Annotated in this window: 5 protein-coding genes; 2 read left to right on the top strand and 3 right to left on the bottom strand. The window is 73.4% G+C overall.

The window, feature by feature from the left end; translation table 11 throughout:
• Nucleotides 1–178 precede the first annotated feature (178 nt).
• A complete protein-coding gene (locus AB0G02_RS29635; protein ID WP_360800308.1) occupies nucleotides 179–1,498 on the top strand; it encodes a VCBS repeat-containing protein in 1,320 nt (439 codons plus the stop codon).
• A 96-nt stretch (nucleotides 1,499–1,594) separates the two neighbouring features.
• Here the strand turns inward: AB0G02_RS29635 and AB0G02_RS29630 are convergent, their stop codons facing one another.
• Complete coding sequence (locus AB0G02_RS29630; protein WP_360800305.1) at nucleotides 1,595–2,035, bottom strand: hypothetical protein; 441 nt, start codon at nucleotides 2,033–2,035, stop codon at nucleotides 1,595–1,597.
• Nucleotides 2,036–2,139: 104 nt separating this feature from the next.
• Nucleotides 2,140–3,174 (bottom strand): aldehyde reductase, encoded by a 1,035-nt coding sequence (locus tag AB0G02_RS29625; protein WP_360800302.1) that lies wholly within the window; start codon nucleotides 3,172–3,174, stop codon nucleotides 2,140–2,142.
• Between the two features lie 131 nt (nucleotides 3,175–3,305).
• Here AB0G02_RS29625 and AB0G02_RS29620 point away from each other — a divergent pair, with 131 nt between their 5' ends.
• The gene (locus AB0G02_RS29620; protein WP_360800299.1) at nucleotides 3,306–4,142 is read left to right on the top strand and encodes a helix-turn-helix transcriptional regulator; all 837 of its coding nucleotides are present in this window, start codon (nucleotides 3,306–3,308) and stop codon (nucleotides 4,140–4,142) included.
• A 43-nt stretch (nucleotides 4,143–4,185) separates the two neighbouring features.
• Here AB0G02_RS29620 and AB0G02_RS29615 read toward each other — a convergent pair.
• On the bottom strand, nucleotides 4,186–4,424 hold a 239-nt coding region (locus AB0G02_RS29615), incomplete at its 5' end, for an FCD domain-containing protein (protein WP_360800296.1).

Below are 4,424 nucleotides of genomic sequence, written 5' to 3'. Positions count from 1 at the left end.
GCGGGCACGCCCGCCGCCTCACACCGGCCTGCGCCGCGGACGTCGCGATAGCGGTGGCCGAGCCACGCCCGGCTCCGCCCGCTGCCGCCCGAACGGACATGCACTTCCAGGGCCGCACACCGCGGTGGCGGAGAGGTCCCCGCGGCCATCGGCCCGACAACCGACAGGGAGATCACCGGTGAAGAGGTTCCTCGCTGTGCTCGGCGCTGCCGTGATGACGATGGCGGTGCTCACGCCGGCCGCGTTGGCGGCACCGCCGACACCGTCGTTCGGCCCGACGATCGACAACTACGCCTCGTACGTGGGGCAGACCACGTGCGACCCGACCGCCAAGCCGGGCGTCGTCGGGTTCCGCGACCTGCTGCGCACCGAGTACGGGCGCAGCGACCTCGGCATCGTCCGCGCCTGCGACAGCGGCGGGACCAGCGAGCACAAGGAGGGCCGCGCACTCGACTACCCGTTCAACGTCGGTGACTCCTCCCAGGTGGCACAGGCCAACGACGTGATCGACTGGCTGCTCGCCACCGACCAGTACGGCAACGCGCACGCGCTGGCCCGCCGCTTCGGCCTCATGTACATCATCTGGAACAAGCGGATCTGGAGGGCTTACGAGGCGTCCTCGGGCTGGCAGTCCTACAGCGGGGACAACCCGCACACGGACCACATCCACTTCAGCTTCAGCTGGGCGGGGGCGCGCAAGCAGACGACCTGGTGGACCGCCGCCCGCAGCCTCGCCGCCGAGAGCGTGAACGGCGACAGGTACGACGACCTGCTCGCGGTCGGCCCCGACAACGTGATGCACCTGTACCCCGGCACGTCCACCGGGACGTTCGGCGGCTCCAGCGTGGTCGGGCCGGGCTGGTCCTCCGCGTACAACCGCATCGGGGTCGGTGACACCAACGCCGACGGCTTCGCGGACATCATCGCGACGGACACCGGCGGTGCGCTGCACTACTGGCACAACTCCGGCCGCGGCACCTTCTCCGAGCTGGACAACACCGGCGCGGGCTGGCAGGCGATCGAGTGGTTCGCGGTGATGGACGTCAACGGTGACAACAAGGCCGACATCGTCGCGCGCGACGGCGGCTACCTGTACTGGTACCCCGGCGCGGGCGCCGGTGCGTTCCACCAGCGCGTGGCCGTCGGCGGGGGCTGGACGACGTACCCGGAGTTCGCGGGCGGGGACGCCGACGGCGACGGTGACGGCGACCTGTGGGCGACGAACGCGAGCGGCCAGCTGTGGTTCTGGGAGGGCAACGGCAACGGCACGTTCTCGTCCGGTCGACAGGTCGGCTCCGGGTGGGGAGCCTTCACCGGGTTGAACGTCATGGATGTGAACGGCGACGCCAAGGCGGACATCGTCGCGGTGCGCACCAGTGACGCGACCCTGTGGCGCTGGACCGGCTTGGGCGACCGCGACAGCACCAGCAACGGCACCTTCGCCACCGGACAGCAGGTCGGCACCGGCTGGAGCGGCTTCCGCCCCGCGAGCTACTAGCCCTTCCCGACGAATCCCGGCCGGGACATCGATCCCGGCCGGGACCGAGGATCCCGGCCGATCACGGCGGCGTTCGCCGTCCGGGGCGGTCCTCGGTCAGCGGCGGCCGGTGGAGAGGATCACGAGGTACTGGCCGCCGCCCGCCTCGACGTCGGCGCTCACCGGCAGGCCCGGCACCAGCCGCGAGAACCGGTCGACCAGCCAGTCGGCCGCTTGCCGGGCGTCCTGCTCGGTGGGGCAGCGGGCCACCATCTCGCGCCCGCCCTTGCGCTCGAGCCTGCCGGCGACGGTGATCAGGGGCGCGGGTTCGGCCACGTGCAGGTGGTCCGGCCAGGGGATGACCACCTTGACCGCGCCCTTGCGGGTGTTGCAGCCGCGGTGGGCGAGCCGTTCGGGGACCTTGGCCTTGCGGTCGGTGGTCCGGCTGTCGACGCTGGGTCCTCGCGGGTCGTTCACGGACATGGCGAGGTCGACCGGTTCGTCGCACACCCAGCAGCGCCGGCCGTCGCGCTCGGCCACGTCATCGAGGAGGCTCACCCCGGCAAACTAGCCTGCCGGCCGCGCCGAACCGCACCCGGGCGAGCGCCACGCGATCACCCCCGGTGCCGACAACGCGGGAGGGGTCGCCGCGGACGGCGGGGTCACTTCGCGACCAGGTCCTTCGCGAGCATGGTCCGGGCGGCGGCGAGGATGGCGTCGTCGGCCTGGCGGGGCTGCCAGCCCAGCACCTCGCGGGCCTTCTCGGTGGAGACCCTCTTGGCGCGGCCGAGGTCGTGGACGAGCGGGCGGAACTCGCGGTTGACCAGCGCTCCCAAGCGGACGACGATGTTCGGGATGGTGCGGGTCGGCACCCGGTCGGCCTCGGCGCCGAGACGGGCCCGGAGGAGGTCACCGACCTGCTTCAGCGGGACCGCCGGGCCGCCGGCGAGCAGGAAGCGGCCACCCGCGGCACCCGGTGCGGTCATGGCGCGCACGTGCGCGGCGGCGACGTCGCGCACGTCGACGAACGGGATGTGGATGTCGGGGTAGCCGGGCATGCCACCGCCGAGGATGCGCCGGACGACGTGGTTGGCGCCGGAGACGTCCCGGCCCATCACCGGTCCGACGACGGCCACGGGGCAGAGGACGACCAGCTCCAGGCCCCTGCCCTCGCGGGCGACGAAGTCCCAGGCGTCGCGCTCGGCCAGCGTCTTGCTCTTGGCGTACGCGTCGACGCCGGGCCCGTCGAGGATCGTCCAGTCCTCTTCGGTGAACGCCCGGTCCCGGCGCGGGTGACCCCAGCTGACGGCGTGGAAGGCGGAGGTGAGCACGACCCGTCCGACGCCGGCGTCCCGAGCGGCCCGCAGCACGCGCACCGTGCCCTCGCGCGCCGGGGCGATCACCTCCGACTCGTCCGCCGGGTTCCCGGTGTGCACCGGGGACGCCACGTGCAGGACGTAGTCGCAGCCGGCGACGGCGTCGGCCCAACCGGCGTCGTCGAGGAGGTCCGCGACCGCGAAGCTCAGCGCGTCGCCGCGGACCGCGCCCGCCTCGGCCAGGACCGCGCGCACCGCGGCTTCCCGTTGCGGTGACCGCACGGTCGTGCGCACCTGGTAGCCCTGGTCGAGCAGCCGCAGGATGATGTGGCCGGCGATGAACCCGGAACCGCCGGTGACGAGGACACGCTGGTTTGCCATCTGGTCCACCTCGAATCGTGGGAACGTCCACGACCACCTTCCGGCCGGATGTCCGGCACAGGGAGTGCTCCCCTCAGCCGGGGGTCCGACAGGGCCCCTCACCGGCGCGGGAGCGCGCCTAGGGTGGAGTCGTGACCGAAGAGCCGAATCGACTGGGCGACTTCCTGCGCGCCCGCCGCCAGCTCGTCACCCCGGAGCAGGCGGGCGTTCCCGTCACGGGCGTGCGTCGGGTGCCGGGCCTGCGCCGCGAGGAGGTCGCCATGCTGGCCGGCATCAGCGCCGACTACTACCTGCGCCTCGAACGCGGCCGCGACCGCAGTCCGTCGGTCCAGGTGCTGGAGTCCCTCGCCCGCGTCCTGCGGCTGGAGGACAGCGCCCGGGACTACCTGCTGGGCCTCGCCGCCGACAAGCCGCGGCGTCGGCGTCCCCGCGGGCAGACCGTCCCGCCCAGCACCGCCGAGTTCGTGGCGGTGCTGCCGTTCCCCGCCTTCGTCGAGAGCCGCTACCTGGACGTCCTCGTCGCCAACCCGCTGGCCACGGCCCTGTCGCCACGCCTGGTCGCCGGCGCGAACCGGCTGCGCGACGTGTTCCTCGACCCCGAGGAGCAGGCGATGTGGCCTGACTGGGAGGCGTCCGCGGCGGTGCTGGTCGCCTCCTTCCGCAGCACCGTCGGCACCGGCACCGACGACCCGCGCTTCGTCGAGCTCGTCGGGGAGCTCTCGCTGGCCAGCCCGCTGTTCCGGCAGCTGTGGGCCCGTCACGACGTGCGCCCGCGCGAGGGCGCGGTGGTCGTGCCGTTCCTGCACCCGCAGGTCGGTGAGCTGCGGTTGACCAGGCAGAAGCTGCACATCACCGGCACCGACGGCATGATGCTCGTCGTCTTCCACCCCGACCGGGCGACCGGCGACGCCGACAAGCTGGCGCTGCTCGCCTCGGCGGCGCTGCCCGTGTCGCCCGGGCGCGGCTGAGGCGTCCGCCGGCCGGGTGGGGCCGCCGAACGGCGTCCGCGCGTCAGCCCGAGGTGATCAGGTCGAGGGTGCGGCGCAGTTCCTCGCGCAGGACGCGGCCCGCGGTGTCGGCGTCACCCGCGACCACGGCGGCGACCAGGTCGGCGTGACCGCGCTGCCCGTGGTCGGGGCTGTCCGCGCGCAGGTCCAGCAGGGCGACCAGGTCGACGAGACAGCGGTGCAGCACCGGGACGAACTCGGAGAACAGGGCGTCGAGCACCGCTTTGTGTGCGGCGGCGACCC

Origin of the sequence: Actinosynnema sp. NPDC023658, assembly GCF_040639995.1 — a bacterium.
In the GTDB taxonomy this organism is placed as follows: domain Bacteria; phylum Actinomycetota; class Actinomycetes; order Mycobacteriales; family Pseudonocardiaceae; genus Actinosynnema.
Note: the sequence above shows the minus strand (reverse complement) of the source record. Positions and strands in the feature narration are given on the sequence as shown.

Bases quoted from the DNA above. Each gene is read 5' to 3' on its own strand.
- AB0G02_RS29625 (WP_360800302.1), bottom strand. From the start codon at position 3,174: ATGGCAAACCAGCGTGTCCTCGTCACCGGCGGTTCCGGGTTCATCGCC.